This is a genomic window from Pseudomonas sp. PSPC2-3 (genome assembly GCF_049898265.1).
Classification (GTDB): domain Bacteria; phylum Pseudomonadota; class Gammaproteobacteria; order Pseudomonadales; family Pseudomonadaceae; genus Aquipseudomonas; species Aquipseudomonas veronii.
Genome location: NZ_JAFCXJ010000007.1, coordinates 406,140 through 431,987 on the forward strand (window position 1 = coordinate 406,140; position 25,848 = coordinate 431,987).

The following is a 25,848-nucleotide window of genomic DNA, read 5'->3' on the forward strand; positions in this document are numbered from 1 at the left end:
ATAGGTAATATCTCCGCATGAAGAACCACGGAGATCACTCCTATGAACCGAATTCACATCACTGATTTTGCCCGCTGGCTTGGGCAGAGCGAGGCGGCCGCTCTACTGGGGATGACGCAGGGCGCCATTAGTAAAGCCATTCGTATTGGTCGTGACATCTACGTCACTCCTCACCCGAGTGGGATTTGTACAGCAGAAGAGGTGAGGGCTTTTCCTTCACAGAATCAGCGCCTCGCCAGCTAAACGACATCCCTGTCCGCCGTTCCATTGAGCAAATGATCGCCTGCGCACTGCAACGGCGCTACGGAAACAAATTTGAGGTTTTACGAATGGAAGATTTCTTGAGGGCTTGCCACACCACCATCAAGGAAAGTGGGGCGGAGGAGCTGGCCGGGAAGATGTGTCTTGCGCATGTGAGCCTGCTTCAGCGCTCGAACCCTGATAACTCGGCTCACCACCTGACGATTGAGCATCTGTTCGGCGTCCTGCTGCACACCGGGGACATGCGCCCGCTGATGGCCCTCGCTGACAAGTTTGGCTATGACCTGGTCGCCCGCGAGAAGCCGGTAGCCAAGCCACTGATGGTTGCACTCGGCCACCTGTCCGCAGAGTGCGGTGACGTTGGTCGACTGATCTTCGATGCAGCCGCTGACAACCACATCAGCCAGCACGAGAAAGCACAGGGCGAGAAAGCAATTCAGGAGGCAATCGATGCGCTGCACATTCTGCGCGAGTCGCTGAAGGCTGCCTGAATCGCAGGCATAAAAAAAACCGCCTGGCAGGGCGGTCCTTTCAACGGCAATATAACTTGTGGGGCCATTATGAACACCAGTACCGCTCCAGGCAATACCCCCCATGTCGCGACACTTTTTCGGCATGAGCAAAACGTGTCGCGACACACGATGTCGTCACGCGAAATCGCCGAACTGACCGGCAGCACGCACGACAACGTGCTGAAAACCGTCAGGGCCTTGGTTGCCAAGGGTGTCGTTTCTTCAAACGATACCCCCTATATCCACCCGCAGAACGGTCAGGTCTATCGGGAGTTCCTGCTTTCCCAGCGCGACACGCTGGTGGTGGTCTCCGGCTACAACGTCGAACTGCGCGCCCGGATCATAGACCGGTGGCAGGAGTTGGAGGCGAGGGCGGAACAGTTCCAGATTCCAGCCACCTATGCCGAAGCTCTGCAAGCGGCAGCCGACCAGGCCAAGGAAAACCAAACCCTTCGCTTGGTGATCCTGGATCAAGAACCGAAGGTTTCCGCCATCAAACGCTTGGCGGCCGCCGGTGGCGCGATCTGTATCAGTGATGCTGCCAAACAACTTCAGGTACCACCCTCAAAGCTTTTTCAGTGGCTGGAGAAAAACCGGTGGATCTTTCACCGCGGCGGCTCCAAGCGCTGGACCGCCTACCAGCCGCGCATTACTTCCGGCTATCTGGTTCACAAGGTCACCGCGCTGAAGAGCGACCCGGAGACCGGCGGGGGCCGTGCTGCCTTCCAACCTCTTGTTACGCCGAAAGGCCTGGCCTACCTGGCCGAAAAGAATATCGGAGCCTCGCTGTGAGTGTTCAAGCAATGTCCTGGGCGCTGTCTCTGCCCACTGAAACCCTGAAAGACTCGAGCGCGCGTCACGTGCTTCTGTGCCTGGCCAACTACGCCGGTTCGAACGGTACGGGCGCCTTTCCGTCCGCATCTACTCTGGCCCAGGACACAGGGCTCTCCGAGCGCACCGTCCGCTACAAGCTCGACGACCTGGAACAGTCCGGGCTGATCAAAAAGGGCAATCAGGCGATCGCTGCGGTTCACATTGATCGCCATGACCGTCGCCCCGTTGTCTACGACCTCCAAATATTGCGGGGTGCAAATCCTGCACCCCGTGCAAAACGGGGTGCAGATGACGCAACGGGGTGCAGCCCACAACAGAACGGGGTGCAGCCTGGAACAGAACGGGGTGCAGCGGCTGCACCCAATCCATCACTTAACCATCAAGGAACCGAAGAGCAGCAGCAGCGCGAGATTGATGCCGCTCTTGCCGAACAGAACAGCGCCGCCATCGAGCCGCAGGATGATCACCAGCGCTTTGCCATGTTCGCCACCTGGTCACCCAACGAGAAGGCCCTGTCCGACCAGATCACCATTGCAGGGCTTCCTTTCGACTGCGTACCAGACGAAGCCGTCCGCAAATTCAAGGGGTTCCACTGCGCCAAGCCAAACACCCTCGATTCCAGTTCTGGCTGGTGCTACCGCCTAGTCCAGTGGGTGAAGCGAGAGCGTGTCCAGGCTGCCGGCCAGGGGAAAGAACCAGATTTCAATGATTCCAGCTGGGCTGATGACTTGGGAGAGATGTGATGGAAAACAAAGTGCCGCGCCGCGCCGAACAGCTTCTCAGCACAATGGGCAACCTTCCACCGGTCGCGCTGGTACAGCCAAAGAAGCTTCCGCCGGGCACTGCCGATGTCGTGAACTCGTTGTTCAGGGAGCTACAAGCAATATTCCCGGCCTGGAAACAGGCTTGGCCTGATGGCCAGTCGCTGAATGCCGCCAAGCGCAGCTGGATCAAGGCGTTCATCGTTGCAGGTATCACGACGCTTGAGCAGATTCGGTGCGGCCTGCAGAACTGCCGGCAAATCGGCGGAGACTTCGCGCCAAGCGTGGGCAAGTTCATCAAATGGTGCCAGCCGACACCCGAGATGCTGGGCATTCCTTCCCACGACAAGGCGTTCCGTGAGGCGCTCGAAAACTCACACCCAAGCCGTTTTGGTGCGCGCACGTGGTCTCACCCGGCGGTTCGTCACGCTGCCCTGCAGTGCGAGATGCATAACCTCGGCGACTTGATCCCGGAGAAGGCCAGCAAGGTGTTTGACCGGGCTTACGACATCACCATACGTCAGCTGGTGCAGGGGCTCCCGCTTGAAGAAATCGCCGTGGGCATTGGTTATGACGGCAACAAGTCGGCCGCCGAACTGGCTTCGGAGCTAACCGAGCGAGTTGCCTGTGCGCAGGTCGCCCGGATGGGTATCAAGACGGATGGCAAGGCCGCCCGCCAAGAGTTGCTGGCCAGATTCGGTATCGGGAGGCGCAATGAGCAAGCTCACGAAGGCCGCGCGTGACCGCGATTGCCAGGTCCGTTTCCCGGGCTGCTCCTGCGAGCCGTCCACCACAGTACTGGCGCACTACCGCCTTGGCGGAACCTGCGGCATGGGCATGAAGCCGAGCGATTTCCAGGCTGCCTGGGCCTGTGGCTACTGCCACGACATCGCCGACGGCCGCCTGCGCGCGCCAGTTCATTTGACCCGTGATGAGGTTCGCCTCTACTTGGCCGAGGGCGTTATGCGGACCCAGGACATCCTGATCCGTGAAGGGAAGGTGAAATTGTGAAGCCATTCGCCGTCAAGCCATTCAGCGCGAAGCCTGTGCGCGCCAAGTCTATCGATCGTGAGGGCATGGAGCAGGCCGCCCTGATCAAGGAAATCAGCCTGCGCTATCCCGCAGCCGCGAAGCTGATCTACCACGTCCCGAACGGCGGGCACCGGCACAAGCTGGTGGCGATCAAGCTGAAAGAGCAGGGCGTCAAGGCCGGTGTGCCTGACCTGGTGCTGCCGATGGCCCGCGGCGGGTACTTCGGCCTGTACATCGAACTCAAGGCGACGGCGCCGCACGACTCCGCCGTATCCCCGGCCCAAGACGCATACCTGCAGGCGCTGACCGGTCAGGGCTACCTGGCCATCGTATGCCGCGGGCACTTCGACGCCATTGAGGCGATCAGGGCCTACCTAATTCAACCTCAAACCAAGGCCGCCGCATGACCCAGACACTGCTCACTTCGTTTACCGACGCAGAGATCCGGCGGCAGGCCGGCAATACCCATATCCGTGACCTGCGTGATGCTCGGTACCCAGGCGTGTATTTCCGCTTCCATAAAAACCGTGATCGCGGTACTTGGCACCTGGTGGTGGGCAAGAAGTGGGAGAAGATCGCCGGATTTCCCGAGCTGCCGGTGAAGGGGTTGGTCAGCACGCTGCCGAAGATCCGCGAACGCCTGGCAGCCGACCCGAAGGCATCAGCCGCCGCCGGCACCTTGCAGACTGTTGGCCAGTTGCTGGACTGGTTCACCGCCCGCCAATCCGTCGACCGCAGCTTGTCGGCCAAACGCCGATCTACCAACACCTCGATCATCTCCTGCCACCTGAAGCCCCGGCTCGCCGATCTGTCGGTGGAAGAGGTGGACCGCTCGACACTAGACAAGCTAGTGATGTGGCCGATGCAGGCCGAAATGTCGCTGTCCTACGTCCGCCTGATGTGGGGCGTGCTGGTGGTCGCGTTCCGCCAGGCCGAGAAACTGCGGCTGATCACCACCAACCCCATCGCCGGGTTCAAGTTCACCGACTTCACCAAGGCCCGCATCCAACCCAAGCCATCACGGCTGCGCGCCGTCCAGCTCGAGGAAGTGATCGGGCAATTGGCCGCCGGCTTCGACCAGCACCCTCAGGACTGCATGCTGGCCCTGATGATGTTGTGCCACGGCACACGCTCCGGGGAGACTAGGCAGGCCCAATGGTCGCACCTGACCTTGGGCGAGCAGGGTGAGTGGTTCATCCCCACCGAGAACACCAAGACCCGCTGCGAGCATCACCTGCCGCTGACCCATCAGGTATGCGCTCTGCTGGAGCGATACCGGGATTGGCAGGCGGCCAAGGGCTACAAGGGCACCTACATGTTCCCTGCGCGCAACCGTGGCCCGATCAGCGACAGCCAGGCCTGCGCCGTATTCACCCGGCTGGGTAAGGGCGAGTGGACCAGCCATGACTTACGCAAGGTGGCCCGCACTGGCTGGACAGACCTGGGCGTCGACTTCCTCATTGGCGAGATGCTGGTCAACCACACGATGACCCGCAACGTGCAGACCTACATCCACACCTCGGCCGAACTGCTCAAGCGTGAGGCCTTGAACAAGTGGCATGAATGGTTAGACGGGAAGGGCTTCAACCTGATTCACCGGTCGACTATGACTAGAAACGGAAATTCGCACAATGACGCCGAGGCCTTGAATGGCACGGGCTCTAGCCAAATCCAGAAACCATAAAAGGCGAGGTTTAAAAATGGCATTTGTGACCGCGAACTACCTCGCTCCTGGTGGTTACCAGTTCTCCGAGCAGCGAGAAGTTGAGCCTTCGCTGGGCGATATTGTGATGATCGGCGCCGACGAATTCGTAGTTGGTGCGGTCCTTGTCCCCGATTATTGGAACGCTTACGGCGACGTGAATCAGTACCGTTCGGCCCAGGTTGTTTTGGCCTACAAAGCACCGGCGGCCAAATGAAGAAGTCCCACGGCCCAGCATTCCGCGCCGCTCAGCTCGACCTGGCCAAGTGCCCGGCATGTCGCGGCAAGGCGGTGATCAAAGGTGTTTTCCATGAGCTGCCCTGCGTGCAGTGCAACGCCTCGGGCTGGGTCACCGCTGAAACCGGTGAGGCTTTGCCGCTGGAGGTGCTGGTGACGCAGCTGAGCATCCGCCTGCAGGCGGCCGAGCTGCAGATCGCGCAATTCAACTGCTTCAAGCCTGCCGGTGCTGAAGCGCAATACAACGAGAACAACCGCCGTGGCCCTGGTGCCACCAACTTCACAGGGGATTGAGCCATGGCCTTCACACCGAGCTTTAAAGAACGCACCGCCGAGGATCTGCTCGAGCATTGGGGCCGCTGGGTTGTCCTGGGCTCCGGTGTGTCGTGCTGCGCCTCCCGCGAGAACACCATCCTGTCGCCGATGATCACTGACGACGACGCGCTTATGATTGATGGCTTGATGGGCCGCCTGCTTAAGCGGTACCCCGAATGCGGCCAGGTGCTGATGAAGTACTACACCACCCGCGACAGCTCGTTGATGGAAGTCGGAAAGAAGATGGGCTTCGGCGAAGAGAAGACGCGCGGGCTGTGGAAGGCCGGCATTGCCTGGATTGATGGGGCTTTAGATATTCGTCGTCAGGCTGCTTGACAGGCCCGGGGACGATATATAGATTTAAGTTACTTTGCGGTTTTTCCGCGAGCAAAGCCCGACCCTAGAGTTGGGCTTTTTGCTTTCTACACTTCCTTGAGCCTCGGCATTTGCCGGGGCTTTTTCGTTTTCGGCTCCACCACACCCATCGCTCCGAGCTGGGAGTGCTGCTGGAGCCGGATCTATTCGCTCCCCTAAAGGGAGGAACCTGAGATGCCGAACATGCCAGACAAGCCGGATACCTGGGCGATTGTGCTTGCGTGGTTGAGCCAGCATGCGCCGATCCTTTACCCGGCCGGACTGTCCTTCGCCATGGCCGTGTTGCGCATCACCTATGGTGGTGGCTCGCGCCGCCAGATGCTGGTGGAAGGCGTGCTGTGTGGAGGCCTGACGCTGACCATCATCAGCGGCCTGGAGTTCTTCGGCTTGCCGCAGAGCATGGCCACCTTCGTTGGTGGCTGGGTCGGCTTCCTCGGTGTTGAGAAGATCAGGTCGATAGCTGACCGGGTCACGGACTTCAAGCTACCAAACAGGACGCCTTGAACATGCCACTCAGGCCAAAGAAACCTTGTAACGCTCAGGGCTGCAACGTGCTTACCCGAAACCCGCGCTACTGTGATGCCCACAAGGATATCGGAAAGAGCGCCGAGGCCAAGCGCCGTGAGCAGCAGCGTGAGACCAGCGCTCAGCGTGGGTACAGCTACAAGTGGCAGCAGGCTCGCAAGGCGTACCTGACCAAGCATCCTCTCTGTGCTGAGTGCGAGCGTCAGGGCTTGGTGGTCGCGGCCACTGACCTTGACCACGTCGTTCCTCACAAGGGTGACAAGGCCGTGTTCTGGGACAGTTCGAACTGGCAAGCCCTGTGCCATCCCTGCCACAGCAGGAAGACGGCGTCCGAGGACGGCGGCTGGGGCAATCCGTCGAGAAATCGTGCGAATTGACCGATTCGAGCGCCGTAATGAGGATGAATCTCAATGCGGGAGGGGGAGGGTGAAAAGTTCGGGCTTTTCGTGAGCTAGACCGTCCCCTTGGCCTTTTTCTTACACCCGCGAAATTAAAAATTCAGGAGTTGCGCGATGGGAGGCACCGCCACGGTCGCCGGCCGTGGTCGCAAACCCAAGCCAACGGCCAAAAAATTACTCGCCGGAAACCCTGGCAAGCGCGCGCTGAATACAGCCGAACCTCAGTTTTCAAAGATCACCCAGATCGACCCGCCGGATTGGTTCAGTCCTCGGGCAGCCACCATGTGGAACATGATTGTTCCGGAGTTGCTGCGCGAGAACGTGGTGGCGATCACGGACCTGCATAACGTCGAGGCATTCTGTAGCGCCTACGACAACTGGCGACTCGCGCAGGAATCGATCCAGAAGAACGGAATCGTTGTTGCCGGCGCTACCGGTGGGCCTATGAAGAACCCCGCGCTTACAGCCGCTAACGAAACGATGCGCCAGATGGTGACGTTCGGTTCGATGCTGGGCCTGGACCCTGCCAGCCGCACACGACTGATCGGCGGCAACAAGGAGAAAGAAACCAACGAATTTGCCAACCTGCTGAGAACCTGATGACCAAATCTGCCCACCCCAATGTCGACAAGGCAATGGCGTGGGGTCGGTCGTTGCTCCGCGGTAAGGTCCCTGCGTGCCGTTATATCCACCAGGCAGTGCAGCGTCACTTCGACGACCTGGCCGCCAGCCGCAAGCGCGGTTTCCGTTTCAAGTTCGATCCGGCGAAGGCAGAGAAAAAGCTCAAGCTGATGCAGTTGCTCCCGCACACCAAGGGCGAGTGGGCGTTCAAGCGTCAACTGATCACGCTGGAGCCATGGCAGTTGTTCGGCCTGGCTGTGACATTTGGCTGGGTCAAGAAGAAGGGCGGTCACCGCCGGTTCCGTGAAAGCTACTGGGAAGTGCCCAGGAAGAACGGAAAATCTGTTGTCGCCGGCGGTGTTGGCATCAGCATGTTCGTTGCCGATGGCGAATTTGGTGCCGAGGTATACGCCGGTGCGACCACAGAGAAGCAAGCGTGGGAGGTTTTCCGGCCCGCGAAGCTCATGGTCAGCAAGTCACCGATGCTGATTCAGGCCGCCGGCATTGAGGTGAATGCCTCAAACATGAATATTCCGTCTGACTTCAGCCGGTTCGAGCCACTGATCGGCAATCCCGGCGACGGCGCTTCGCCCAGCTGCGCCATCGTTGACGAATACCACGAACACCCAACGTCGGCCCAGTACGACACCATGCTCACGGGGATGGGCGCCCGGCGTCAGCCGCTGATGTTCATCATTACCACCGCGGGTGCGGACATCGAGGGGCCGTGTTACGACAAGCGCCGCCAGGTCGTTGAGATGCTGGCCGGCACCGTGCCGGACGAAGAGTTATTCGGCTGGATATGGACGCTGGACGAAGGGGACGACTGGACCGACCCGAAGATGCTGGCCAAGGCCAACCCGAACCACGGTGTTTCAGTGTTTCAGGAGTATCTGGAGAGTCAGCAGGCCAGGGCCATTCGCTCGGCGCGCTTCGCCAACACCTTCAAAACGAAGCACCTCAACCTCTGGGTGAGCGCCAAGTCCGGCTTCTACAACATGGAAAGCTGGAAGGCTTGCGAAGACACGTCGCTGACCCTGGAGCAGTTCGAGGGGCAGGAGTGGATTGCAGGTTTCGACTTGGCACGAAAGCTCGACATGAACTCGAGGGCGAGACTGTTCTGGCGCGTCATCGATGGGAAGAATCACTACTACAGCATCGCGCCGAAGTTCTGGGTTCCTTACGACACAGCGTTCAACACCGATAACAAGCGCATGGCGGAGCGCTTCCAGGCTTGGATTCACACCAAGCATTTGGAGGTGACCGACGGCGCTGAGGTCGACTACCGCGAGATCCTTGAGGACACCAAAGAGGCAAATCATCACGCCCCGGTGCGTCAATGCCCGATTGACCCGCACGGCGCCACAGGCCTGAGTCACGACCTTGATGACCAGGGTTTTGAGCCGATCACGATCACTCAGAACTACACCAACATGTCCGACCCCATGAAGGAGTTGGAGGCCGCCATTGAGGCGGGCCGTTTTCACCATGACGGCAACCCGATTATGACCTGGTGTATCGCCAACGTGATCGGCAAGAACATGCCGGGGAACGACGACATTGTCCGTCCAATCAAGCAAGGCGACGACAACAAAATCGACGGCGCCGTAGCTCTGATCATGGCGATCGGGCGTGTCCTGGCAAACCTTCACCCCGAAGACACTCTCTCTGACCACATCTCAAAGCACGGAATTCGAACCCTATGACCGACGAAATCAAGCCGCCAAAGTTGGAGGCGCTGAAAGAGGCTGCCCCCGATCTCGTCGGCGTCCTTGGTTTGGCATTGCTGACCCGTGGTCTTTGGTCCTGGATGGGTGAGCCACTGGCGTTGACTGTCTGTGGTGCGCTGTTAATCACCTTGTCAGTGGCCTCTATTGTTCGAGGGGGCCGCTGATGCTTCGCGCGATGCTTGGAAGGAAGAGCGTAGCTCAGGTCATTGATACGCCAGAGAAGCTGGCTCAGGCGCTGGGTGCAGGCTACGAAAGCAATGCCGGTCAGCGAGTAACAACTACCAGCGCCATGCAGCAACTGGTCGTATTCAACTGCGTTCGGGTGTTGGCCGAGTCGATGGGGATGCTGCCATGTCGGCTACTTAAGCAGACCGGTCGAGTTCGATTGCCCGCAACGACACACCGGCTCTACCCACTCATTACTATGGCGCCGAATAGCTACATGACCGCCCAGGAGTTCTGGGAGATGTTGGTGGCGTGCCTGTGCCTTCGTGGCAACTTCTACGCCTACAAGGTGATGGCGCTGGGGAACGTGGTTGAACTATTGCCGCTCAGCCCTGACATCGTTACGCCAAAACTCAAAGACGACTGGACGGTTGAATACACCGTCAACTTTAAGTCGGGGACACGGACGCTGACCCAGGATGAGCTGTGGCATGTGCGGCTATTTACGCTTGACGGGCTCAACGGGTTAAACCCAATCGCCTATGCGCGCCAAGCGCTGGGCCTGGGCCAGGCAATGGATGCTCACGCCGCCAAGCTCTTCACGAATGGTGCCGTTACCAGCGGTGTTTTGCGCACTGAACAGCAGCTCACCGACGAAGCGTTTGCGCGGCTCAAGGCGGACTTTCAGGGCGAGCACATGGGTGTGGCCAACGCCTATAAGCCAATGATCCTGGAGATGGGGCTGGATTGGAAGCCGATCAGCCTTAACGCCCAGGATACCCAGTTCATTGAATCCAAAAAGCTGACAGAAGCGCAGATCTGCGGCTTGTTCCGTGTGCCGCCGCACCTGGTTGCCAGCATGGAGAAGATGACGCTCAACAACATTGAGCACATGGGCATGAGCTTCGTGAACTACTCGCTGGTTCCGATCATGACTCGCATCGAGCACCGCATCCAAGTCGGTCTGCTCAACGAGAAAGACCGACTTACCCATTACGCCAAGTTCAACGCCGGTGCCCTGATGCGCGGCGACCTTAAAGGTCGGTACGAATCCTACGGCAAGGGCATCCAGTGGGGGATTTTGAGCCCCAACGACTGCCGCGAACTTGAAGACGAAAACCCCCGCGAGGGTGGTGACATTTACCTCACCCCAATGAACATGACTACCAATCCAGAGGCTGCCGACGATGCAGACAAAACAGCGTCTTGACGTGCCGCTGACCCTTAAGTCGGTCAGTGACAACGGCGAGTTCGAAGGCTATGGCTCCGTGTTTGGCGTCGAAGACAGCTACGGCGACGTGGTGATTCGCGGGGCATTCGCGGCCAGCCTGGCCAAGTGGAAAGAGAAGGGCCGCCTGCCGGCCATGCTCTGGCAACACCAGATGAGCGAGCCGATCGGCATCTACACCGAGATGCGCGAAGACGACACCGGGCTGCTCGTCAAGGGGCGCCTGCTGATTGATGACGATCCGCTGGCCAAGCGTGCCCACGGGCACATGAAGGCTGGAAGCCTGACCGGCTTGTCCATCGGCTACATGCTTGATGATTACGAATACGACAAGGAAAAGGGCGTCTGGGTACTGAAGGCAATCGACCTGTGGGAAGTATCCCCGGTCACCTTCCCGGCCAACGACGAGGCCCGGATCACTGATGTGAAATCTCTGCTGGCCCGCGGCGAAACACCGCCGCCCAGCAAAGTGGAGCGAGCCCTTCGAGAGGTTGGGTTTTCTGGCTCCCAGGCCAAGGCCTTTATGGCCAAGGGCTACGGCGCAGTTTCACCGCGAGAGGCGGATGCCGGCGAAACGCTGCAACCTTTTAAAAAACTTATTGACCGAATGTAAGGAGCCTCTCATGGCTGTTGAATTGAAAGACGTGGAACAAGTCGCTGAAGCCCTGGGCAAGAAGTTCGACGAGTTCAAGGAAAAGAACGACAAGCGCATCGACGGCCTGGAAGCCGAAAAGGGCAAGCTGTCCGGCCAGGTTGACACCCTCAACGAGAAGTTGAGTGAGCTGGATGAGCTGAAAAGCAATCTGGAAAAAGAACTATTGGGCCTCAAGCGCCCAGACGGTACCGGCACCAAGGCCGCCAGTGAGCACAAGATCGCATTCATGCAGTTCGTGCGCAAGGGCATCGAGACCGGTCTGGGCGAACTGCAGGCCAAGGCCTTGCAGGTAGGCGTTGATGCCGATGGCGGCTTTGCTGTTCCTGAAGAGCTGGATCGCAGCATCATCGAACTGCTGCGCGATACCTCGCCAATGCGCCAGGTATGCAACCAAATCACTGTTGGCAGCCCGGACTACAAGCGTTTGGTGAACCTGGGTGGTAACGGTGCTGGCTGGGTTGGTGAAACCGATCCACGCCCGGCAACCAATACCCCGAAGTTGGGTAACATCTCTGCCTTTATGGGCGAGCTGTACGCCAATCCACAAGCCACTCAGACCAGCCTTGACGACATCTTTTTCGATGCTGAGGGTTGGCTGAATGGAGAAGTTGCCCGCGACTTCGCCGAGAAGGAAGGCAATGCTTTCCTGAAGGGTGATGGGGTCAACAAGCCAAAAGGGCTGCTGGCTTACGGCCTGGATGTGAAGGGCGACGACGATCGTGCTTTCGGTGTTCTGCAAAAGCTCGTCTCTGGCGCCGCCGGCGCGATCACTGGCGATAGCTTGATCAACCTCATTCATGCTCTCAAGGCGGGCTACCGTGCAAACGGCACCTGGATGATGGGCAACCTGACTGTTGCCTATGTCCGCAAGCTGAAGGACAGCGAGGGCAACTACCTGTGGCGCCCGGGCCTGGAAGCTGGTGCGCCGTCGGTCCTTCTGGGCTACGGGATCACCGAAAACGAAGATATGCCTGACGTTGCCGCCGATGCCAATGCAATTGCATTCGGTGACTTCAAGCGCGCTTACACCGTTGTCGACCGTATCGGCACCCGCGTCCTGCGCGACCCCTACACCAACAAGCCTTTTGTTGGCTTCTACACCACCAAGCGCGTCGGCGGCATGCTGGTCGACTCTCAGGCCGTGAAGATTCTCACCCTGAGCGCCGCTGCCTGAATGGGCGGGCGCCTACGGGCGCCCAGACTGCCGGAGGATTTATGCCGATCATTATTGTGAAAAAACCGTTCCCATTCTCTGCGGATGGCAACCATGTAGTTGAGGTTCCTGCCGGCGAGCAGGATGTCTCGGAGCGTTGCGCGCTGGTAGCGGTCGAGCACCTGGGCGTGGCGTCCTATCCCAATCAACTGGACTCCAATGGTCTGAAGCTGGATGGGCCGACCATTGCTGAGTTTTTAGCAGGCGGCTACCTAGCGGTGAATTACCCACCCGAGGGTTACGCATCGCGCAGCTCGCAGGAAGAAATCGACGCGGCTATCGATGCGCAGAAAGAAACCGATCCGCTTAAGATGAAGGTTCCCGACCTGAAGGCCTGGCTCACCGGCAAAGGGATCGAATTCGATCCGTCCGCAAATAAGGAAGCCCTTCAGGCGCTGGTGCCAAAGGGTGATTGATCTCCCCATCGTCAAGGCTCACTTACGGGTCGACCATGACGATGAGGACTCGCTGATACAGGGCTACACGGACGCAGCCCTCAGCGCGTTTGAGACCTGGACCAATCGCACGCTTGTCGATCCAGAGACGGCTTTGCCAGACCCCGTCGGCAATGCGCTCATGATGACAAAGGCGATTAAGCAGGGGGCGCTGCTGTTGATAGGTCATTGGTACAGCAGTCGCGAGACGGTGGTTATCGGAACAATCACTGCTGAGTTACCAATGGCAACCAATGCGCTCTGGAAGCCTCACCGCTGGGTGAATGTATGAGAGCCGGCCCAATGCGGCACCGCTGCACGATGTACAAGCCGGTTCTGACCAAGAACAAATCAGGTGGCTTCGATACAGCCTGGCTCGATATCGGCAAGCTTTGGGCTGAGATCGTTTTGCCAACTGGGCGGGTTTCGCCAGTGGCTGAACAATTGAAAGCCGTGGTCACCGCCGAAATCCGAGTCCGTCCGCGCAAGGATGTTGTCGCGGGAAATCGACTCGTCGAAATGGTTGGAGGTCGCGCCATCGCAACCTACCTGATCGAGGCTCCACTGCCTAACAACGAGCGCGACATGCTTCGGCTGCTGTGTTCAAACGTCCCCAACCCTTAGAGGTGAATCATGAAAGTTATTGCCCTGGGCACCCTGTCCGGCGCCACTGGCGACCGGGAGAAGGGTGAAGAGTTTACGGTGGATGCCAGGCTCGGCGCCGACCTTGTGTTGCGTGAACTGGTACGGCCAGTGCCCGATACAGCGCCTGCGTCTGAAAAGGCAGCCAAGGCCAAGGAGTAGGCCATGGCCGCCCGCCGCTCGCGCATGTCCGGAGACTTCAAGCTGCGCCGGACGCTTCGCACCATCCACCAATCCATGGATAACGAACTGGCCCCGGTAATGCGCGACAGCGCTGAGCGGATTCTTTCGACGATGAAGGATTTAATCCCGAAAGACACTGGTGCCGCCGCTGCTGAGCTTACGATTTTCGTTTCGCAAAGCGGCCTCGACGCACAGATCGGTATCCGCGGGAAGAAGAACAAGCGACGGTTCTTCTACCTGCGCTTCATCGAATACGGCACCAAGGGCTACACCGGAAACAAGCGCGCCGGGGGTCGCACGCGCCGCCCCACGAACAAGGCTGACGGCACCAACTTCTTTGGCAAGTATCCAGATATACCGGCCCGCCCGGCGCACCCATGGCTTCGTCCTTCGAAGGACGTGAACCGGGAGTATGTGGTGGCCAACATCAAGGCGGCCATTGCGCGCACGCTGAGCAAGGCGAGTAAGGGGCTATCCAATGGCTGATCCGTCTGTTGCGTTGCAGGAGGCGCTGTTCGCCAGGCTGGAGGCCGAGGTCTCGTGCCCAATCTACGATGGGGCGCCGCTGGACACGGCGATGCCATACGTGTCCATTGACCGAGAACTATCCACGAACATCTCGCCCATAGCCGGCCGGAAGCGCGAGCAGCGCCTGATTTACCTGTCGGTATGGTCGGATGCCCACGGCCAGGCCGAGGTGAAACGGATAACCGGTGAAGTTGTGGCCGCCCTGGATGAGCGCCGCCTGCCGTTGACCGTCGGGCGCGCTGTATCTGTCCGTGTTGAGCAAGCCGACGCCCAGCGCGATGCTGACGGCGTCACGTATCAGGGATCGATCACGGTCCGCATTATCACCACCCACTAAACACCCAACACCGGCCGCCCCGCGGCTTTATCCAATGTGCCTTTGGAGGAACCCCCATGGCCGACGACAACCTCAATACAGCCGCCGGCTGCCGGATCAGCATCGGCAGCAAGAACGGCGCGGATACCGAAGCGCTCTACAAGGCAGACACCTACGTCGAGATCGGCGAAGTGGAAGACCTGGGCGAGTTCGGCGACACCTTCAGTTCGGTGACCTTCACTTCACTGCGCGATGGCCGCGTGCGCAAGTACAAGGGCACCGCTGATGCCGGCGACCTGACCCTGGCCGTCGGCCTGGACAACGGCGACGTGGGCCAGGCCAAGCTGAAGATCGCTCACAAGGATCGCAGCAAGGGCGACTACAACATCAAGATCACGCTGAACGATGGCGACCCTGATGCCGCCCCGGCGATTCTTCCGACCACCTTCTACCTGCGCGGGAAGGTAATGAACAACACCGTCGCCGCCGGCGCCGCTGACAACGTGGTTCGCCGCAACGTCACGATCGGCATCAACTCCGACATCCTGGAAATTCTCCCGGCCGCCGTGGCATAACCATCGGGGCTTCGGCCCCAAACCCCAAGGATTCGACACATGAGCAAGACTCTTCACGGTACCGTCGACATCAAGCTCGATGACGAGACCTACACGCTTAAGCCCACGCTTGGCGCGGTGCGGGCCATTGAGGCCCACTTCGGCGGATTGCGCGGCGCATCCCAGGCGATCAACGCCTTGAGCGTCGAAGGTTGCGCTGTGATCATCGCCGGTGGTGCCGGTTTGAGCGGCAAGGATGCTGAGGCCGTTGCTGAGCAGGTTTGGCAGGCTGGTATCGTCGATGTGTCCGTGCAGCTCAATGCCTACCTGTTGGCGCTGTACAACCCAAAGGGCCCTGACGCGGGAAAGGCAAGGCCGGCGGCGGCGTAAGTGCTGTCGAAAACGGCAGCTACGTCGACCGGCTCTACGCGGTAGCCACCGGCTGGCTGGGCTGGCCGCCTGACCTGGCCTGGTCCACGCCGATGCCCGAACTGTTTCTGGCAATGGACGCCAAGATCGAATGGGCGCAGATGACCAACCCCTTTGGTGGTGGAAAGGCGAAAGCCAAGGCCGATAAGCCGTCCGCGTCGACTGTGGCCGATAAGCTGCGGCAGGCGCTCACGGGGCGGCAGCCTCAGTAGTTTGGGAGTAGCAATAAGTGCTTTTTGAGATCAGGCAGTGGTAAATTCCCTGGAAATACAGGGAGTGAAGCGATGCGAGTTTCTATTTTGATTGCTGCATTGGCAGTGTTGTACGGGTGCTCAGCACCTCCGTCTGCGTCGGTCCAAGGCTCAAGGACTTCTCAAGCCAGTCTGGGTGCCAAAGAGGCTTTTCTGACCCTTGATCCGGCGGGTAAAAATGTTCCAGCGAAGCATTACCCGTCTGGCAAGGAGCTTTTGGCGGAGGTAAAGTTGCTTGGCGGAGTAAGAGGAGAGTATGAGACTGACGCTGCATTTCATGGAAGGGTATCTAAGTTAGGTAATTTTTCCATTGGCGGGGAGGCATCTGATTCTGAAATTGAGTTTGACCAGGTTAGTGGTGAGTTCACTCTAAAGGTCTCCCTTCATGATGCTGTTGGTTTCGGACTTAAAGTAGCACCCAATAGATTGAGAGAGCCCGTGGCAATTTACCCATCATTTATTGTTGGTGAGGATGCCTACACCGAGGGCCAGTATTCGGGGCAAAATGCATTCGGAGCGACAGCTACGATAACCAAGCGAAGTATAGATCGTTATTATTTGGTCTTTAGTCCGGTTCCTAAGCCGCCTCTAAATATGTTGTTTTTCAATGTTTCCGCTAAACTTAATATCACAGCTTCCGAAATGAAGGAGCAGCGCGAGAACATTAGAGTTTTGTTCAAGGTGATGTCCGTGCCGAATTACCTACAGATCACAAAAAATTACCAGCAACCCACAATAACCAACCCGTATGAATCTGTTATAACTAATTATTTCTTCTCTGCTAAAGTTTTCTGGGTGAGTGTGGTTAATTCGAAAACAGGGAAGGTGTATGCGGAAGAGGCAAAAATGGGTATTAAGGTTTTGTAATTTTTATTGATGCACAAACCCACTTCGGTGGGTTTTTTATTGTCCGGAGATAAGCATGGCTGATACCGACGTACAAGGGATGCTCGTCCGCATCGAGGCGACCACGGCCCAGTTGCGTCAAGAGATGGCGCGCGCCGATTCCAGTGTCGGCCAGATATCCGGGAAGATTGATAAGAGCCTGGGGCGTATTGATGCCGCCTTTGATCGAACAGGTGAGCGTGCTCAACATGCATCGGGACTGATAAAGAGCGCCTTGGGCGCCGCTATTGGCGCAGCCGGCATTGGTAAAATAATTGAGACGGCCGACTCATACGGCCAGATGTCTGACCGCATCGGCATGGCAACGGTTAGTGTTGGCGAATACGACTTGGTGCAACAGCGCCTACTCGACACTGCTAAACGCACATATCGCCCATTGGCCGAAGCTCAAGAGCTCTACATCCGTACCTCTGACAGCCTGAAGTCCATGGGTTACAACACCAGCCAGGCGCTGGATGTAATGGACAGTTTCAGCTTCCTGCTGGTGACAAACTCTGCCTCCGCTGATAAAGCCAGTTCGGCCATCGATGCGTATTCGAAGGCGCTTCAGACCGGCAAGGTCGAGGCAGACGGATGGCAATCGATTCTCGCGGCTATGCCAACGATCGTTGACACCCTTGCAAAGTCCACCGGAAAAAGCGCTGAAGAGATCCGCAGCCTGGGTGCGCAGGGAAAGCTCGGACTCGATATCCTTACTTCTGGACTTCAGAAGGCATCGAAGGCGAACGGCGAGTTGGCGGATGCGATGAGCATCGCGGTAAGGGATGCAGTGCAAAACCTGTCCAATTCATTCAGCGTCTATGTTGGGCGCCTGAACGAAGCGACAGATTTCACCGGCACGCTTGGCAAGGCCATCAGCTTGGTCGGGGATGATTTCGAGACGATCGCTAATGTTTCGATCATTGCCGCTTCTGCAGCGCTTGCGCGATACGGCGCTCTTGCGGCGACATCGGCAGCTACTGCTACCTATTCGGCCTTCAAGGATGTTGCCGCAAGGAAGGCTCAGGCCACGGCCGTGTTGCTGGTCGCTCAAGCTGAGCAGCAGAAGGCCCAGACATCAGTCTTTCTGGCCGAGAAAGAAGCGATCGCCGCGCGAGGCACGGCAGTTCAAACCCAGATGTCGCTCCAGCTTGCTGAGGCCCGGCTGGTCGAGACACGCGCAACGAATGCTGTTGCGGCTGCTCAGGTTGGCGTTAGTCGTGCAGGGATTGGTCTGGTCGGAATGCTTGGCGGCCCCGTGGGAGTCGCTGCCTTGGCGATCGGCGCAGCTACAGCTTTCCTGACTTTGCACGATAACACCAGCGTTCTCGAAGAGAAGCTTGGCGACCTCAGTGACCCGCTGGATAAGCTCGCGGAGAAATTCAATAAGCTAAATCGTGCGACTCAGTCCGTAACCCTGAGAGAGCTCAGGGCTTCAATCGCAGACACTCAGGAGGAGCTGTCTGGTGCCGCTGGCACAATCGCCTTTGAGTTCCAAAGCAGTATGACCAATGCTGGTCTGGCTGGATCTTCTGGCTTCATGGCTGGCATCGCGCCGCTGTCGACAGAGTTGCAGTCGGCAATGGACCTGATGAATAAGGCTGTTGCGGATGCTTCAAAAGGGCAGGCGGTAGACTGGAAGGCGCTCGCTGATCAACTTCGCCTGATCCCAGGTGTTACCGAAGAGATGGCCCAGGCCATTGAAAACGGACAAATCAAAGTCTCCGGATTGACAGATGTTCTAGACAAGCAGCGAGAAACTCTAGCGCTGCTCACCGGCGAAACCGATTCGAACACCCGCGCTCAGGGCGAGAACAATGCCGCGAAGGCCGCTGCTGCTCAGGTTGGGCAGAAGTACTTGGAGCAGCTTCAGAAGCAACTCGGTGCCGCTCAAGACAAAACTAGCCTCGAGGCGGCCAACCGCTTCATTGCGGAAAACACTGATCTGACCAATGACATGGTCGTTGCGATTCGCTCGGCGGCAGCCGCTAAGGATGCACAGAAAGCCAAGGATGATGCCGCCGCCAAGGCCTTGAGGAAGAACACCACCGAATCGAACTCTGCTGCCAAGCAACAACTCAAGTCCTTCGACACCGCCGAGGAGGGCTACAAGCGCCAGATCGAGCTGATCAACACCACCGGCAACAAGCAGAACGAAGCCACGGAGGTGATGAAGCTGTCCTTCGAACTACAGGAGGGCAAGCTCGGCAAACTGAGCGAGGCGCAAAAGAAAAAGCTCCAGGGCATGGCCGCCGAGCTGGATGCGCTGAACAAGCTGAAGAAGGCCAACGAAGATGACCTGAAGCTCACGGCGTTCAAGAATGCCCAAGCCCTGACTACCCAAACCACGAAGGACGGCTTCGACCAGGAGTTGGCTGGCGTCGGTATGGGCGACAAGGCCCGGGACCGGATGCGCGCTGATCTGGCTATGCGGCAGAAGTACGCGGCTGACGTTGCGAGCCTCAATGAACAGCGCAACACCGGGCAGATCACGCCGGAGCTTTATGCCAATGAGACCCAGGTCCTGCAGGATGAGCTGAACAAGCGTCTGCTGGCGCAGGAGAACTTCTACGCTGCGACGGATGAGCAGCAAGCCAACTGGATGAATGGCGTCAACGAGGCTTGGGCCAATTACGCAGACGCGGCGCGGGACTATTCAGCCCAGGCAACGGACATCACCAATACCGCATTGAGCGAGGCAACCGGTGGGCTTGGCACTTTCTTCTCGGACGTGGCCAGTGGAGCGGAGGACGCCGATGACGCCCTGGGCGACATGGTCGGTAACTTCGCCAAGTCGATGCTCAAGGCTTTGGGGGATATGGCGGCGCAGTGGCTGATCTACCAGGGCGTGCAGTTGCTGGTGGGCAAAACAACTCAGGCTGGCGCCGCCACCACTTTGGGTGCCAATGCTCAGGCTATGTCCTTGCAGGCTGGCCTGAACGCTTACGCCTCGACTGCGGCAATTCCGATCATCGGGCCAGCAGCCGCGCCTGCGGCAATGGCCGCGGCGCTGACCGTAACCGGCCCCCTGGCATCGGCGGTGGGTATGACCGCGCTAGCGGGTATGGCGCACGACGGTATCGATTCGGTTCCTGAAGATGGCAGTTGGTTTCTGCAAAAGGGCGAGCGGGTTACCACCGCTCAAACCAGCGCGAAGCTGGATGCAATGCTGTCGAGGATCGACAACGGCCTGAGCGGTTCGCAGCCCCAAGCCCAGATAGGTGTTGGTAGCCTGGAGTCAGGTGGCGATGGGCGCGCGGCAATGGTTGGCGCCAGCACCCAGTCGGCACCGAGTGGACCCACACAGATTGTCTTCAACGCACCAATCACCGTGCAGGCCCAACCCGGCATGACAGACCAGGATGCAGCGCGCCAGGGACAGGCGATGTCGGCCGGGCTGGAGACGCAGTTCGGTAAATTTCTTGATCGTGAAATGGGCCAGGGTGGCCGGCTGTGGAGGCGTTGATGGCTGAGACATTTACTTTTGATGTTGAGGTCGGCGCCGATGGTGATGTCAGCCAGCGCACTTGGGAAAACGAGTTTGGCGACGGGCTGGTCCAGGCTGGGGGAATTGGCATCAATACCAAAAGCCAAGTCTGGAACTTGGTGCATACCGGTGAGGATCTGCCGGGAGAGGAGCTTCCCGAGCTGATCGCCTTCTTGGATCGGCATGAAGGCTACAAGGCTTTCCGCTTTGCCCCGCCAGGCGAACCGGAAGGCTGGTATAGCGTCAATGGATACAAGAAGAAAACCCTCGGCGCTGAGATTTATACGGTCACCTTTACCGCAAAGCAGGTATTCAAACCCCGACCATAACCCTTACCTGACCCCGCCAAGTGCGGGGTTTCTTGTTTCTGGGGCTCTATGAACTACAACACCGATCTTCAAAAGCTCGAGCCTGGTAACCAGATCAGGCTGTACGAGCTGGACGCTACGCGCATGGGCGGCTCGCTCTGGCGGTTCCATGGCCATGCCCACGAGGGCGACATCATCTGGCAGGGGCAGCTGTATTCGCCGCTCCAGATCGAGGCCAAGGGTTTCGACATCCGCGGGGATGGTCGCCCGGCTTCACCGACGCTGCAGGTGGACGACGAGCTCGGCGGCGTGCGCGGGGCGATCACTGCCCTGTGCTTCCAGTTCCGCGACCTGGCCGGCGCCCGGGTCAAGGTGATCGAGACGTTCCGCCACTTCCTTGACGCCGCGAATTTCCCTGACGGTAACCCGGAAGCCAGCGACCAGTCGAAAACGAACCTCTGGTTTATCGAGCAGAAGACTGAGGCGTTGCCCAGCATCTCGGTCACGTTCTCGCTGTCCAGCCCTACGGATATGGAAGGGCAGATGCTGCCCTCCCAACAGATCACCAAGCTTTGCCGCTGGGCCTGCCGGGGCGGCTACCGGCAAGAGGCCTGTGCCTACACCGGCGCCGCGATGTTCGACAAAAAGAACCAGCCCACGGATAACCCGGCCCTGGATCGCTGTGGCGGTTGGTGGAGCAGTTGCAAGCTTCGCGGCAACACGCGGCGCTTCGGCGGGTCCATGGGCGCAAGCCTTATTGCAAGTTCGAGGTAGCCATGCGAATCAATCAAAAATTGCAGGATGAGATCCGCGCACACGCCGAGCGGGACTATCCGGCCGAGGCTTGCGGGGTGGTCATCAAGTCCGCCGCCGGCCGTGAGTACGTGCCTTGCGTAAACTTGGCCACCACGCCGCGCGAACATTTCCAAATCGACCATAAGGACATGGCCCGAGCGGAAGATCGGGGCGAGGTGCTGGCGATCATCCATAGCCACCCGGACAAGGCGCCGGCGCCGAGCATGGCCGACCGTGTCAGTTGCGAGTTGCACGAATTGCCCTGGGGCATTGTCGGCTGGCCCGGCGGTGACTTCGAGTGGTTCAAGCCTTCTGGCTTCAAGGCGCCGCTGCTGGGTCGGGACTTCTCCCATGGGCTGCTTGACTGTTGGGCGGCGTGCCGCGACTGGTACGCGCGCGAGGCGGGCCTGGAGTTGCCAAACTTCGAACGCTCCGACCTGTGGTGGGAGCATAAGGATGGCCCAAGCCTCTACGAGGACAACTTCGCAGCGACTGGTTTCTACCAGGTCAGCGAGGCGCGCCGCGGCGACATGCTGGTATTGCAGATCCCAACGCCAGGCCGGGAGTGCTATTTCCCGAATCACGCAGTGATTTACCTTGGCGATGAACCGTCGCTGATCAGCGAATCGGCGCCGAAACTTGGTGGCTCCGGCCCGTTCATTTACCACCACATGCCTGGCCGCCTGGCTGCCCGTGAAATCTACGGTTGGTCGATGGCGAACCGCGTCAAATTGATCCTCAGGCACAAGGACTACCGCCCATGACCATGCGTACCATCAAGCTCGGCGGCGTGCTGGGTAAGAAGTTTGGCAAGCAGTACACCCTGGACGTTCACAGCTTCCGTGATGCCATGGCGGCGCTGTGCATGATGAAGCCGGGCTTTGAGAAGTACCTGCGCACCGCCGAAGAGCGCGGCCTTGTGTTCGCCGTGTTCGTCGATGAGCGCAATCTTGGCGAACAGGAGCTTGACCTGGTAGGCCGGGGTGAGGGCGACATCCGCATTCAGCCGATCATCCAGGGCAGCAAACAGGCGGGCATGTTCCAGACGCTGCTCGGCGTGGTGCTGATCGTGGCCGGCCTATTTACTGGCGGCACCACCTCAACTCTGGGGATGGGCCTTCTCGCCGCCGGCGCCGCTGTCGGCCTGGGCGGCGTTGTTCAAATGCTGTCGCCCACCACCAAGGCCACCGCCGATGGCCAGAACGACGACGGCAACAACCCGAGCTACGGCTTCGGCGGGGCGGTGACGACTATTGCCCAGGGCAACCCGTACCCACTGCTTTACGGCGAGCGCGAGATCGGCGGCGCGGTCGAGTCTGGCGGGATCTACACCCAAGACAACATCTGATTCAGTTACCACAACCAACCCGCTTCGGCGGGTTTTTGCATTCTGGAGGGCGCATGAGCGCAGTAGCAAAGAAGGCGCGCCGCGCAGCACCTCGTAAGCGCCGGGCCGTAATTGGCGGAAAGGGCGGACAGGCCAAGCAGAAGCAGCCGAGTATCGCCTCCAATAGCGTGCCGTCGATCTCCACCGCGCGAATCACCTACCTGTGGAGCTGGGGTCCTATTGTTGGTCCGGTCGACGACTTGCGCTCAGTCAAGCTCAACGGAACACCCGTGAAGGCCGCTGACGGCACGATCAATTATCCCAGTGTGAAGTGGCAGTTCCGTTCTGGCGAGCTGAATCAGGAGCGCCTGGAGGGAATACAGGAATCCAGTAACGAGATCGACGTCAAGAAGGAATTGATCTACGGAACGCCATGGCTGTACACCATCACCAACTCGATGAGCGATGCCGCGCGCATCCGCCTGAGCTGGCCAACGCTTCGCAGTCAGGACGCCGCCGGTAACATCAATGGCGTGCGTATCGATTATGCCGTGGACATATCCACCGACAACGGCCCCTACGTTGAAGTGCTGGTATCGGCCGTAGATCGCAAGAACATCACGGAGTACGAGCGAGCGCACCGCCTGGAGTTGCCCGCCGGAACCCGCTGGACTATTCGCGTCCGCCGCCTGACCCCAAATGCAAACTCCGACCTGGTTGTCGATCAGATGATCGTCAAGGCAATTGCCGAGGTGGTCGACAGCGATCAGGAATACCCGCTCACCGCCGTCAGCTGTCTTGAGTACGACGCCCAGACTTTCGGCGGCGATATCGCCAAGATCGCCGTCCTCATGCGTGGCCGCATTATTCGTGTGCCCAGCAACTACGACGCGACAACCCGCACCTACGCAACGTCGGGCACCGGCACAAGCAACGGTATTTGGGACGGCACCTTCAAGGAGGTCTACACCAACAACCCGGCGTGGATCTTCTACGACCTGGTGCTGCACCCGTACTACGGGCTCGGCGACCGGATCGACGCGACAATGGTTGATCGCTGGTCGCTCTATCGCATCGCGCAGTACTGCGACCAGATGGTGCCGGATGGGAAGGGGGGCATGGAGCCGCGCTTCACCTGCAACCTCTATTTCCAGAAGCAGGCCGAAGCCTACGCCGTGCTTCAGGACCTGGCGTCAATATTCCATGGCCTGGCCTACTGGGACGGCAGCCAGATCGTGGTCAATGCCGATATGCCAGGCGATCCGGTGTACACGTACAACCAGACGCAGATCCTGAACAATGGCGCTATCAAGTACGAAGGCACCCGCGCGCGCGATCGGCACACGCTCTACATGGTGTCCTGGGATAATCCGGACCAGGGTTTTGAAACCGACAAGGAGCCGGTGTTTGATGATGAGGCCATGGTCGAGCTTGGCGGAATCGTGCGCGACACCACCATCGACGCCATCGCCTGCACATCCCTGGGTCAGGCGCAGCGCGCCGGGCAGTGGGCGGCGCTGACCGAAAAGCTGCAGACCCAGGGCGGTGTGTTTCGGGTCGGGCTCGATGGTGATATTCCAAAGCCTGGTCAGGTGATCGCCGTGGCCGACCCGATGCTGGTTGGCCGGAACAACGGCGGCCGGATCGCTGCGGCCGCCGGACGTGTGGTTACGCTCGATCGCGATACCGTGGTGCCGGTCGGCGCGCGCCTGATGGTCAACCTGCCAAGCGGCAAGTCCGAAGGGCGGGTGGTGAAGTCGGTTGCTGGGCGCGACGTCACCGTGATGGCCGATTTCAGCGAGCAGCCCCAGGCCGAGTGTGGCTGGATATTGGACTACGAAGACCTGAAGCTGATGCAGTTCTACGTCCGCAACGTCACGCGGCCGGAGTGGCACCAGTTCCAGTTTGAAGTTATTCAGCACGACCCGAGCAAGTTTGAAGCAATCGACAACGGGGCCGTGGTGGACCCTCGGCCAATCACCGGAATTCCCGTGGGCAGTCAGGGCGCTCCGGCCCGGGTGATGCTCAGCCAGCACGTTGTCATCGAGCAGGGGATTGCGGTCACCGTCATGTCCATCGCGTGGGACGCGGCGCCGAACGCTGTGGCTTATGACGTTGAATGGAAGTGGGGAGCGCGCGAATGGGTAACTGTGCCGCGCACCGCCGAGCAGATGGTCGACGTGCGCGGCATTTACTCCGGCCAATACATGGCCAGGGTGCGGGCGGTTAGCGCGCTCAATGTGTCCTCGATCCCGACCACGTCGGCACTGACCAACCTGGAAGGCAAGGTCGGCCTGCCGCCGGCGGTGGCGTTCCTTACCACCACCAGCGAGCTGTTCGGCATCGGCATCAAGTGGGGCTTTCCTGCTGGCGCCGAAGACACCCAGCGCACTGAGCTGTGGTATGGCCCAGCGAATGATCTGGCGGCAGCGACCAAGCTGGCCGACCTGGCATATCCGCAGGCCGACTACCGCATGCAGCAACTGCTGGCGGGCGCTACGTTGTTTTTCTGGGCGCGCCTGGTGGACCGTACCGGCAACATCGGGCCGTTCTACCCGGTTGTGAATGGGGTGATGGGGCAGTCCAGTTCTGATGCCGGGCCTTTGCTCGAAATTCTTACCGGAAAGGTCACCAAGACGCAGCTTGGCCAGGACCTGATCAGCGAACTGGACGGACTTCAGGACCAGATCGATAGCCTGGACGGCCTTGGTGGATACGTTTCAACCCAGGTCTACCTGAAAGGGCAGATGGTGGTGGAGGCGGACCGCATCTACCAGGCGAAAGTGAATGTCCCGGTCAACAACCCGCCGCCCAATGCCACGTACTGGGAGGACGTAGGGCAGTCGCTGGAGGCAGCCAACGGTTTGGCGCAGCAGGTCAGCACCAATACCACTGACATCTCCAATCTCGACGGCATAGTCGCGGCTCAGGCCGGCACCACCAATGCGCTGCGTGCATCAGCGCGCGACGATAGTGGTAACGGTGCGAAGGCTGATGCTCTCAAGGGCTGGGCAAGTACTTCCGCCATTGTCGAGGAGAGCAAGGTCAGGGCAACCGCGATTGAGGCTGAGGCGACGAAGACCACGCAACTGCAAGCCACTGTCGGTCAAAACACATCTGCCATTCAGGAAACGTCCTCGGCGCT

General features: G+C 59.3%; 35 protein-coding genes. All 35 read left to right on the forward strand.

The window, feature by feature from the left end; genetic code table 11:
- The first annotated feature begins 42 nt into the window (after nucleotides 1–42).
- Nucleotides 43–243: a Cro/CI family transcriptional regulator gene (locus ACP7E3_RS18385; protein WP_095040476.1), complete on the forward strand. Its 201-nt coding sequence runs from the start codon at nucleotides 43–45 to the stop codon at nucleotides 241–243.
- Between the two features lie 86 nt (nucleotides 244–329).
- Nucleotides 330–752: a phage regulatory CII family protein gene (locus ACP7E3_RS18390; RefSeq protein ID WP_220172341.1), complete on the forward strand. Its 423-nt coding sequence runs from the start codon at nucleotides 330–332 to the stop codon at nucleotides 750–752.
- 69 nt (nucleotides 753–821) lie between these two features.
- A complete protein-coding gene (locus ACP7E3_RS18395; RefSeq protein ID WP_426123960.1) occupies nucleotides 822–1,565 on the forward strand; it encodes a phage antirepressor KilAC domain-containing protein in 744 nt (247 codons plus the stop codon).
- An 11-nt stretch (nucleotides 1,566–1,576) separates the two neighbouring features.
- Nucleotides 1,577–2,350 carry a helix-turn-helix domain-containing protein gene (locus ACP7E3_RS18400; RefSeq protein ID WP_426124008.1) on the forward strand — a complete coding sequence of 258 codons (774 nt, stop codon included), beginning with the start codon at nucleotides 1,577–1,579 and terminating at the stop codon, nucleotides 2,348–2,350.
- Complete coding sequence (locus ACP7E3_RS18405) at nucleotides 2,350–3,111, forward strand: replication protein P (RefSeq protein ID WP_426123962.1); 762 nt, start codon at nucleotides 2,350–2,352, stop codon at nucleotides 3,109–3,111. The genes ACP7E3_RS18400 and ACP7E3_RS18405 overlap by 1 nt, the downstream gene beginning before the upstream one ends.
- A complete protein-coding gene (locus tag ACP7E3_RS18410) occupies nucleotides 3,083–3,379 on the forward strand; it encodes a DUF1364 domain-containing protein (protein ID WP_426123964.1) in 297 nt (98 codons plus the stop codon). The genes ACP7E3_RS18405 and ACP7E3_RS18410 overlap by 29 nt, the downstream gene beginning before the upstream one ends.
- Nucleotides 3,376–3,807: a VRR-NUC domain-containing protein gene (locus ACP7E3_RS18415; protein ID WP_426123966.1), complete on the forward strand. Its 432-nt coding sequence runs from the start codon at nucleotides 3,376–3,378 to the stop codon at nucleotides 3,805–3,807. The genes ACP7E3_RS18410 and ACP7E3_RS18415 overlap by 4 nt, the downstream gene beginning before the upstream one ends.
- The gene (locus ACP7E3_RS18420; protein WP_426123968.1) at nucleotides 3,804–5,084 is read left to right on the forward strand and encodes a tyrosine-type recombinase/integrase; all 1,281 of its coding nucleotides are present in this window, start codon (nucleotides 3,804–3,806) and stop codon (nucleotides 5,082–5,084) included. The genes ACP7E3_RS18415 and ACP7E3_RS18420 overlap by 4 nt, the downstream gene beginning before the upstream one ends.
- A gap of 16 nt (nucleotides 5,085–5,100) precedes the next feature.
- Nucleotides 5,101–5,319 (forward strand): hypothetical protein, encoded by a 219-nt coding sequence (locus ACP7E3_RS18425; protein WP_426123970.1) that lies wholly within the window; start codon nucleotides 5,101–5,103, stop codon nucleotides 5,317–5,319.
- A complete protein-coding gene (locus tag ACP7E3_RS18430; RefSeq protein ID WP_426123972.1) occupies nucleotides 5,316–5,633 on the forward strand; it encodes a hypothetical protein in 318 nt (105 codons plus the stop codon). Before ACP7E3_RS18425 ends, ACP7E3_RS18430 begins: the two co-directional genes overlap by 4 nt.
- Nucleotides 5,634–5,636: 3 nt before the next feature.
- Nucleotides 5,637–5,990, forward strand: coding sequence for an antiterminator Q family protein (locus tag ACP7E3_RS18435; RefSeq protein WP_065870011.1), 354 nt, complete (start codon nucleotides 5,637–5,639; stop codon nucleotides 5,988–5,990).
- 213 nt (nucleotides 5,991–6,203) lie between these two features.
- Nucleotides 6,204–6,533, forward strand: a complete 330-nt coding sequence (locus ACP7E3_RS18440; protein ID WP_046485542.1) for a phage holin, lambda family — start codon at nucleotides 6,204–6,206, stop codon at nucleotides 6,531–6,533.
- Nucleotides 6,534–6,580: 47 nt separating this feature from the next.
- Complete coding sequence (locus ACP7E3_RS18445) at nucleotides 6,581–6,931, forward strand: HNH endonuclease (protein ID WP_370737516.1); 351 nt, start codon at nucleotides 6,581–6,583, stop codon at nucleotides 6,929–6,931.
- A 135-nt stretch (nucleotides 6,932–7,066) separates the two neighbouring features.
- Nucleotides 7,067–7,552, forward strand: coding sequence for a phage terminase small subunit P27 family (locus tag ACP7E3_RS18450; RefSeq protein ID WP_046485537.1), 486 nt, complete (start codon nucleotides 7,067–7,069; stop codon nucleotides 7,550–7,552).
- Nucleotides 7,552–9,279, forward strand: coding sequence for a terminase large subunit (locus tag ACP7E3_RS18455; protein ID WP_046485535.1), 1,728 nt, complete (start codon nucleotides 7,552–7,554; stop codon nucleotides 9,277–9,279). The genes ACP7E3_RS18450 and ACP7E3_RS18455 overlap by 1 nt, the downstream gene beginning before the upstream one ends.
- Entirely contained in the window at nucleotides 9,276–9,467 is a 192-nt protein-coding gene (locus ACP7E3_RS18460; RefSeq protein WP_102617988.1) for a hypothetical protein, read from the forward strand. The genes ACP7E3_RS18455 and ACP7E3_RS18460 overlap by 4 nt, the downstream gene beginning before the upstream one ends.
- Entirely contained in the window at nucleotides 9,467–10,678 is a 1,212-nt protein-coding gene (locus ACP7E3_RS18465) for a phage portal protein (RefSeq protein WP_126589531.1), read from the forward strand. The genes ACP7E3_RS18460 and ACP7E3_RS18465 overlap by 1 nt, the downstream gene beginning before the upstream one ends.
- A complete protein-coding gene (locus ACP7E3_RS18470; RefSeq protein WP_102617986.1) occupies nucleotides 10,656–11,309 on the forward strand; it encodes an HK97 family phage prohead protease in 654 nt (217 codons plus the stop codon). Before ACP7E3_RS18465 ends, ACP7E3_RS18470 begins: the two co-directional genes overlap by 23 nt.
- Nucleotides 11,260–12,525 (forward strand): phage major capsid protein, encoded by a 1,266-nt coding sequence (locus ACP7E3_RS18475; protein ID WP_426123976.1) that lies wholly within the window; start codon nucleotides 11,260–11,262, stop codon nucleotides 12,523–12,525. Before ACP7E3_RS18470 ends, ACP7E3_RS18475 begins: the two co-directional genes overlap by 50 nt.
- 41 nt (nucleotides 12,526–12,566) lie before the next feature.
- Nucleotides 12,567–12,980, forward strand: a complete 414-nt coding sequence (locus tag ACP7E3_RS18480; protein ID WP_102617984.1) for a HeH/LEM domain-containing protein — start codon at nucleotides 12,567–12,569, stop codon at nucleotides 12,978–12,980.
- The gene (locus tag ACP7E3_RS18485) at nucleotides 12,973–13,290 is read left to right on the forward strand and encodes a head-tail connector protein (protein WP_426123979.1); all 318 of its coding nucleotides are present in this window, start codon (nucleotides 12,973–12,975) and stop codon (nucleotides 13,288–13,290) included. The genes ACP7E3_RS18480 and ACP7E3_RS18485 overlap by 8 nt, the downstream gene beginning before the upstream one ends.
- Nucleotides 13,287–13,622, forward strand: coding sequence for a head-tail adaptor protein (locus ACP7E3_RS18490; protein ID WP_102617982.1), 336 nt, complete (start codon nucleotides 13,287–13,289; stop codon nucleotides 13,620–13,622). The genes ACP7E3_RS18485 and ACP7E3_RS18490 overlap by 4 nt, the downstream gene beginning before the upstream one ends.
- Nucleotides 13,623–13,631: 9 nt before the next feature.
- A complete protein-coding gene (locus ACP7E3_RS18495; protein ID WP_173677822.1) occupies nucleotides 13,632–13,802 on the forward strand; it encodes a hypothetical protein in 171 nt (56 codons plus the stop codon).
- 3 nt (nucleotides 13,803–13,805) lie between these two features.
- Entirely contained in the window at nucleotides 13,806–14,309 is a 504-nt protein-coding gene (locus ACP7E3_RS18500) for an HK97 gp10 family phage protein (protein ID WP_426123981.1), read from the forward strand.
- On the forward strand, nucleotides 14,302–14,688 hold the full coding sequence (locus ACP7E3_RS18505; protein ID WP_177029711.1) for a DUF3168 domain-containing protein: 387 nt from the start codon (nucleotides 14,302–14,304) through the stop codon (nucleotides 14,686–14,688). The genes ACP7E3_RS18500 and ACP7E3_RS18505 overlap by 8 nt, the downstream gene beginning before the upstream one ends.
- 56 nt (nucleotides 14,689–14,744) lie before the next feature.
- The gene (locus ACP7E3_RS18510; RefSeq protein WP_426123983.1) at nucleotides 14,745–15,242 is read left to right on the forward strand and encodes a hypothetical protein; all 498 of its coding nucleotides are present in this window, start codon (nucleotides 14,745–14,747) and stop codon (nucleotides 15,240–15,242) included.
- Between the two features lie 39 nt (nucleotides 15,243–15,281).
- Nucleotides 15,282–15,611: a hypothetical protein gene (locus ACP7E3_RS18515; protein WP_126589524.1), complete on the forward strand. Its 330-nt coding sequence runs from the start codon at nucleotides 15,282–15,284 to the stop codon at nucleotides 15,609–15,611.
- Nucleotides 15,612–15,703: 92 nt separating this feature from the next.
- Nucleotides 15,704–15,862: a hypothetical protein gene (locus ACP7E3_RS18520; protein ID WP_426123986.1), complete on the forward strand. Its 159-nt coding sequence runs from the start codon at nucleotides 15,704–15,706 to the stop codon at nucleotides 15,860–15,862.
- Between the two features lie 72 nt (nucleotides 15,863–15,934).
- On the forward strand, nucleotides 15,935–16,768 hold the full coding sequence (locus ACP7E3_RS18525) for a hypothetical protein (protein ID WP_426123988.1): 834 nt from the start codon (nucleotides 15,935–15,937) through the stop codon (nucleotides 16,766–16,768).
- Between the two features lie 55 nt (nucleotides 16,769–16,823).
- The gene (locus tag ACP7E3_RS18530; protein WP_426123990.1) at nucleotides 16,824–20,252 is read left to right on the forward strand and encodes a tape measure protein; all 3,429 of its coding nucleotides are present in this window, start codon (nucleotides 16,824–16,826) and stop codon (nucleotides 20,250–20,252) included.
- Entirely contained in the window at nucleotides 20,252–20,602 is a 351-nt protein-coding gene (locus tag ACP7E3_RS18535; RefSeq protein WP_322247077.1) for a phage tail protein, read from the forward strand. The genes ACP7E3_RS18530 and ACP7E3_RS18535 overlap by 1 nt, the downstream gene beginning before the upstream one ends.
- A 48-nt stretch (nucleotides 20,603–20,650) precedes the next feature.
- Nucleotides 20,651–21,355, forward strand: coding sequence for a phage minor tail protein L (locus tag ACP7E3_RS18540; protein WP_426123992.1), 705 nt, complete (start codon nucleotides 20,651–20,653; stop codon nucleotides 21,353–21,355).
- 2 nt (nucleotides 21,356–21,357) lie between these two features.
- A complete protein-coding gene (locus ACP7E3_RS18545; RefSeq protein ID WP_426123994.1) occupies nucleotides 21,358–22,140 on the forward strand; it encodes a C40 family peptidase in 783 nt (260 codons plus the stop codon).
- A complete protein-coding gene (locus ACP7E3_RS18550) occupies nucleotides 22,137–22,724 on the forward strand; it encodes a tail assembly protein (protein WP_057024690.1) in 588 nt (195 codons plus the stop codon). Before ACP7E3_RS18545 ends, ACP7E3_RS18550 begins: the two co-directional genes overlap by 4 nt.
- Nucleotides 22,725–22,777: 53 nt before the next feature.
- The coding region (locus ACP7E3_RS18555; RefSeq protein WP_426123996.1) for a host specificity protein J at nucleotides 22,778–25,848 on the forward strand (3,071 nt) is incomplete at its 3' end.

Coding starts and splice junctions, on each gene's coding strand:
- ACP7E3_RS18520 (WP_426123986.1), top strand. CDS start 15,704: ATGCCCGAACTGTTTCTGGCAATGGACGCCAAGATCGAATGGGCGCAG.
- ACP7E3_RS18440 (WP_046485542.1), top strand. CDS start 6,204: ATGCCGAACATGCCAGACAAGCCGGATACCTGGGCGATTGTGCTTGCG.
- ACP7E3_RS18450 (WP_046485537.1), top strand. CDS start 7,067: ATGGGAGGCACCGCCACGGTCGCCGGCCGTGGTCGCAAACCCAAGCCA.
- ACP7E3_RS18505 (WP_177029711.1), top strand. CDS start 14,302: ATGGCTGATCCGTCTGTTGCGTTGCAGGAGGCGCTGTTCGCCAGGCTG.
- ACP7E3_RS18390 (WP_220172341.1), top strand. CDS start 330: ATGGAAGATTTCTTGAGGGCTTGCCACACCACCATCAAGGAAAGTGGG.
- ACP7E3_RS18395 (WP_426123960.1), top strand. CDS start 822: ATGAACACCAGTACCGCTCCAGGCAATACCCCCCATGTCGCGACACTT.
- ACP7E3_RS18430 (WP_426123972.1), top strand. CDS start 5,316: ATGAAGAAGTCCCACGGCCCAGCATTCCGCGCCGCTCAGCTCGACCTG.
- ACP7E3_RS18435 (WP_065870011.1), top strand. CDS start 5,637: ATGGCCTTCACACCGAGCTTTAAAGAACGCACCGCCGAGGATCTGCTC.
- ACP7E3_RS18460 (WP_102617988.1), top strand. CDS start 9,276: ATGACCGACGAAATCAAGCCGCCAAAGTTGGAGGCGCTGAAAGAGGCT.
- ACP7E3_RS18510 (WP_426123983.1), top strand. CDS start 14,745: ATGGCCGACGACAACCTCAATACAGCCGCCGGCTGCCGGATCAGCATC.
- ACP7E3_RS18475 (WP_426123976.1), top strand. CDS start 11,260: ATGCCGGCGAAACGCTGCAACCTTTTAAAAAACTTATTGACCGAATGT.
- ACP7E3_RS18420 (WP_426123968.1), top strand. CDS start 3,804: ATGACCCAGACACTGCTCACTTCGTTTACCGACGCAGAGATCCGGCGG.
- ACP7E3_RS18540 (WP_426123992.1), top strand. CDS start 20,651: ATGAACTACAACACCGATCTTCAAAAGCTCGAGCCTGGTAACCAGATC.
- ACP7E3_RS18535 (WP_322247077.1), top strand. CDS start 20,252: ATGGCTGAGACATTTACTTTTGATGTTGAGGTCGGCGCCGATGGTGAT.
- ACP7E3_RS18550 (WP_057024690.1), top strand. CDS start 22,137: ATGACCATGCGTACCATCAAGCTCGGCGGCGTGCTGGGTAAGAAGTTT.
- ACP7E3_RS18425 (WP_426123970.1), top strand. CDS start 5,101: ATGGCATTTGTGACCGCGAACTACCTCGCTCCTGGTGGTTACCAGTTC.
- ACP7E3_RS18545 (WP_426123994.1), top strand. CDS start 21,358: ATGCGAATCAATCAAAAATTGCAGGATGAGATCCGCGCACACGCCGAG.
- ACP7E3_RS18490 (WP_102617982.1), top strand. CDS start 13,287: ATGAGAGCCGGCCCAATGCGGCACCGCTGCACGATGTACAAGCCGGTT.
- ACP7E3_RS18410 (WP_426123964.1), top strand. CDS start 3,083: ATGAGCAAGCTCACGAAGGCCGCGCGTGACCGCGATTGCCAGGTCCGT.
- ACP7E3_RS18515 (WP_126589524.1), top strand. CDS start 15,282: ATGAGCAAGACTCTTCACGGTACCGTCGACATCAAGCTCGATGACGAG.
- ACP7E3_RS18500 (WP_426123981.1), top strand. CDS start 13,806: ATGGCCGCCCGCCGCTCGCGCATGTCCGGAGACTTCAAGCTGCGCCGG.
- ACP7E3_RS18400 (WP_426124008.1), top strand. CDS start 1,577: ATGTCCTGGGCGCTGTCTCTGCCCACTGAAACCCTGAAAGACTCGAGC.
- ACP7E3_RS18405 (WP_426123962.1), top strand. CDS start 2,350: ATGGAAAACAAAGTGCCGCGCCGCGCCGAACAGCTTCTCAGCACAATG.
- ACP7E3_RS18385 (WP_095040476.1), top strand. CDS start 43: ATGAACCGAATTCACATCACTGATTTTGCCCGCTGGCTTGGGCAGAGC.
- ACP7E3_RS18465 (WP_126589531.1), top strand. CDS start 9,467: ATGCTTCGCGCGATGCTTGGAAGGAAGAGCGTAGCTCAGGTCATTGAT.
- ACP7E3_RS18480 (WP_102617984.1), top strand. CDS start 12,567: ATGCCGATCATTATTGTGAAAAAACCGTTCCCATTCTCTGCGGATGGC.
- ACP7E3_RS18525 (WP_426123988.1), top strand. CDS start 15,935: ATGCGAGTTTCTATTTTGATTGCTGCATTGGCAGTGTTGTACGGGTGC.
- ACP7E3_RS18470 (WP_102617986.1), top strand. CDS start 10,656: ATGCAGACAAAACAGCGTCTTGACGTGCCGCTGACCCTTAAGTCGGTC.
- ACP7E3_RS18530 (WP_426123990.1), top strand. CDS start 16,824: ATGGCTGATACCGACGTACAAGGGATGCTCGTCCGCATCGAGGCGACC.
- ACP7E3_RS18495 (WP_173677822.1), top strand. CDS start 13,632: ATGAAAGTTATTGCCCTGGGCACCCTGTCCGGCGCCACTGGCGACCGG.
- ACP7E3_RS18455 (WP_046485535.1), top strand. CDS start 7,552: ATGACCAAATCTGCCCACCCCAATGTCGACAAGGCAATGGCGTGGGGT.